At 25.6% G+C, this 3,630-nt stretch carries 4 protein-coding genes; 3 read left to right on the top strand and 1 reads right to left on the bottom strand.

The window, feature by feature from the left end; translation table 11 throughout:
- Positions 1-89: 89 nt before the first annotated feature.
- Genes ELQ16_RS09715 through ELQ16_RS09705 form a run of 3 tightly spaced genes read left to right on the top strand, consistent with a single transcriptional unit; the run spans position 90 to position 3,002 of the window.
- Positions 90-1,151 carry a hypothetical protein gene (locus tag ELQ16_RS09715; RefSeq protein WP_134239438.1) on the top strand — a complete coding sequence of 354 codons (1,062 nt, stop codon included), beginning with the start codon at positions 90-92 and terminating at the stop codon, positions 1,149-1,151.
- Positions 1,152-1,182: 31 nt separating this feature from the next.
- On the top strand, positions 1,183-2,442 hold the full coding sequence (locus tag ELQ16_RS09710; RefSeq protein WP_134239437.1) for a hypothetical protein: 1,260 nt from the start codon (positions 1,183-1,185) through the stop codon (positions 2,440-2,442).
- The gene (locus ELQ16_RS09705) at positions 2,439-3,002 is read left to right on the top strand and encodes a hypothetical protein (RefSeq protein ID WP_134239435.1); all 564 of its coding nucleotides are present in this window, start codon (positions 2,439-2,441) and stop codon (positions 3,000-3,002) included. The genes ELQ16_RS09710 and ELQ16_RS09705 overlap by 4 nt, the downstream gene beginning before the upstream one ends.
- An 80-nt stretch (positions 3,003-3,082) precedes the next feature.
- Here ELQ16_RS09705 and ELQ16_RS10090 read toward each other — a convergent pair.
- Positions 3,083-3,630, bottom strand: a 548-nt coding sequence (locus tag ELQ16_RS10090) for a hypothetical protein (RefSeq protein WP_208335100.1), incomplete at its 5' end; no start/stop codon positions are given.

The raw sequence follows: 3,630 nt of genomic DNA, 5'->3' as shown, positions 1-3,630 counted from the left end.
ACTGTAAATTTACAGAGCTTCAGCTATTTCTAAGATTTTGAATTTTGATTTATGATTTAATTATGGGAAATATTAATGAAGGAGTTGAAATGTTTGATAAAAATTATATTAATGCTCAGGAACTAAATGATCTTGGTTTTGTCAAATTAAGGGAAAATATCGAACAATCTAAGGTAGCAGATTTAAAAATTGTTGATAAATTCGTTGAAAATTTTAAACTTAATGGAATTAAGTTATCTAAAGATTTTCATAATGTGACTTTGGCTTTAAGAAACTATATTATTGATTTTAACCCTAGCAATGAAGAAATTAATGAGATTGTTAAAAAAATTAATAATTATGTTGAAGAAGGTTTGTATGCCTCAAAATCAAATCAGAATGCAGGCAAATCTTTTAATGGGGCAACTAGTGATAATACAAAGAAACAAGAATATAAGAATGTTAATGATAAAGGTTTTGTTATTGTTCATAAGCCGAAGAATGAAGTGCAAGAGAGTATTTCAAAACTTTTTGAGCAATACTATAATGAAAAGATCCTAGATGCTGGATTATCAAAAGAAATGATTAATAGTTTTAATAACTCTAGAAATTATTTTACACTTCAAGAACGCCCAATAAAAGAAATAAATGATTTTTTGAAAAAATTTAGTATTAGAATAAAAGAAAGTAAAATGGAAAAAGAAAATAATAGTGATGTAATTAAAGAATTATTTAAAAGAATTGAAAACCTTGAAAAAGAAAATAGTGTTTTAAAAAAACAAATTGCTAATAGTAATTCAAATATGGTTGCTAATAATAAGACTATATCAAAAGATGAAACAATAGAACAATTATCACCAAATGAAATTAAAAGATATATTGAAGATGTTGTCGTTAAGAGATGGATTAATATTGGTAAAGAAAATCCAGAATTAAAAAGAATTGGTTCTGATTATACAGAATTAAGAGCATTGAAAAATGAAAATTTTAAATCCATTGATGAGTTGGAAAATAAAATTCAAAAGATTGAAGAATCAATACAAAATCGTTCAGAAAAAAAAGAGTGTATTGTTGGAGATGAAATTGAACCAGATAATGATAGCGCTATGAAACAATTAAGACAAGAGTATAGAGAACAACAAGCCCAAATGCGTAAAAAAACAAGAGCGTGAAAAATTAAGTAAATTAAAAAAGGAGAAAAGAATGAGTTATATTGAGCATAGAGGAGATATATTTAAAATTTCCAATGATATGGATCTGACTTCATTTTACAAATCTATTCTATATAACGAAGAAGATAAATATTTAAATAATTTAAAAAAATGTAAAATGAATAATGGGAGTGATTTTTTGAAAAAAATCAATGATACTGAAATTAATCTCACAGATGATGAGATTTTAATGCAAAAAATACAAGGAATTTGGTATGCGTTTGACAATCAACACAAACAGGAATTTTTATCAGAGAAATTAAATTCTTTAGGAAAACTTGATTTTGATATTTTGGGAGATGAAGCTTATGATAAAGCTTATAAACTTTCTAAACTAGAAAAAGGGGAAGATTATAGCGATGAAGATTTTCAAAAAGATAATTTAATTGGAAGTATTGCGTATAATATGGATGAAAATATTTCATTGTCACAAGCTCTACTTGAGTATCAAAATGATGAAAATTTAGAAAAAAATACTGTGAATTCTCAAGAAGAAGTATTAGAGGAAACTAATAAAGAACAAAGTAATGAACAAGAACAAATAAATGATATTGATGATAATAATGATATTGATAATAATATTGTTGATGCTGAATATGTTGATGATGAAAAAAGCGGTTATGATTTTAATGAACTTACAAAGTATTTTAAAGACACGCAAGCTTTTGTTTTTCCATTTGAGAAAAATCTTATCGCCTTAGATGATCCAAGTCTTAAAGTGAGAGATTTTCAAAATTTGACAAGAGACTTGAAGAAATGTAGTTTATCTGAACTTAGAGATTTTAAAAAGAATCTTCAAAAGAAAAACGCTATTTTAAGACAACAACTTTGTGAGTATGAAATAAAGGATATTAAAAAAGAATTAGAAGAAAATATAATTTTTAGCGAGGAGTTTAATGCTAGAAAAAAACAGGATGAATATATAGAATTTAGCGTCATCAATAATGATAATATTATTGATGATAATAAAGCTTCAGAAGAAAATCCAAGCCAGGAAGAAAATATCATAAATGAGGAACAAAATCAAAATATTCAAAGTTCCGATGCAATGGGCGAGCAAGTAGAACAAAATGCAAATCAAAGCATTCAATCAGATAGTAATCAAACTCATATATATGATGATACATCTGCAATGGATTTGCTTAGACAAGAAGCCTATGATAACGACTGGCTTGATGAAAATGGGAATGTCAAAGAAGACTCTAATGTTCAAGAAAATATTCAAAATAATGTTAGGAGAATGAAACAATGAAAAATGGACATATTTCTATTGAAGAAAGAAATGAAGCCAAAGAACTTTTTGATATTCTTGTGAATCTTTACAAAGAAAAAGCCAATTTAGAGGTTTTGAATAGAGAAAGAGAAGAAAAACTTAAAGATGAAGTTGCTCAAGCTTGCAATGTGAAAAATAAATCTAGAGAATATTTAAGCAAAACTGTGAAAATGCCTTTAGTAAAAGCCATATTAGATCAATTAGAAGGAAAAGTAAATAAAAAAGATATTGAAGCTGATACTATGGATACTTATAGACAAGCTATCAAAAATAATGAAATTAATAAAGAATCTATTAATGCTTATCTTGCTTCGCAAAATCTTCTAAGAGAAAATCAATTGGCTATTAAAGAGAAATTTAAAGAAAGCACATTTTTATCAAAAGAAATGCTTATGGCTATTGATATACTCGCAAAAGAAAAATATAAAGAACTAAAAGAGGATGCTTTAAATTTAGCTGGATTTATTTCAAAACCCAAGAAAGACAATAATGAAATTTTGGAACTTGTTAATCAATTTAAAGAAGTTTTTAAACAGTAGTTTTTTAGAATCTACCACTTTTGTAAGTGGTAGTGATTCACAAAGTTAGCCATCAGCTTTTGGTGTAGAATCTATAAGTTCTATAAAATCATTTTAAATATAACTCCATAAATAAAATATAGCGAATATAATAAAGCTGGATAGCCAAAAATCTTTTTACCAGTTACTCCAAACAGTATTAATAAAATCACTAAGGCTAATTCAGAGAAAATGACATAGGTGTAATCGATTGCTGGACTATAATCAATGCGATTAAATGATTTTAAGCCATTTTTCACAAAGAAAAAGCCAAAAAAACTCATTGGCAAAGTAATTAAAAATAAACAAATAATTAGAACTTGAATTAAAAAAAATATTAAAAATAGAGGTCTAAAATATCTCATAAAAGGTTTATCTTTGTAAACTTCAAAAAAATTTTTATGATTTTTGAAATCGTGCAAATTCAAAATCCACTTCCACATATCATACTTTAATTTCATATCGCTTGCAATTTTTTTTATATTATATGTGTGATTTTTGATTTTATGTCTAAAGTCTATTTTATTTGAGTTTTTCATTAACTTACCTCCTATTAATTTTCTTATTATTATATCATAAAATATAGTAATTATTACATAAAAATACATAA

Origin of the sequence: Campylobacter sp. US33a, assembly GCF_004378855.1 — a bacterium.
GTDB lineage: Bacteria > Campylobacterota > Campylobacteria > Campylobacterales > Campylobacteraceae > Campylobacter_D.
The sequence above is the reverse complement of the archived record's forward strand: the minus strand, read 5'-3'. Positions and strand labels throughout refer to the sequence as shown.